Annotated in this window: 1 pseudogene; it reads right to left on the bottom strand. The window is 62.6% G+C overall.

Annotation, left to right across the window (positions count from 1 at the left end):
• Nucleotides 1–34 precede the first annotated feature (34 nt).
• Nucleotides 35–238 (bottom strand): annotated as a pseudogene (locus OR16_RS44265) (IS3 family transposase); the annotation flags it as partial.

Genomic DNA, 238 nt, shown 5'->3' with positions numbered 1-238 from the left:
GCGGCGTGTGTCAAGGTAGTTGTCGCCTCAGCCGTTACGCTGCTTTCTTGTAATCTTCCACGTTTTGCTGCGCTCGTTCCGGGTTCAGGTACACGGCATCGGCTAGCTGCCAGTTACGGATGCCCGCGGCCCAACGCTGCGGGTTCCGAGCTCGCGCAGCCTGATACAGCGCCGTGCGCTGCGCCAGCAGGGCGGTGGCTTTGCCCTGATGCCGCTGGTTTGGCGTGACGTATTTCAG

Source organism: Cupriavidus basilensis OR16, assembly GCF_000243095.1.
Classification (GTDB): Bacteria; Pseudomonadota; Gammaproteobacteria; order Burkholderiales; family Burkholderiaceae; genus Cupriavidus; species Cupriavidus basilensis_D.
This window is presented reverse-complemented; position numbering and strand designations above follow the sequence as displayed.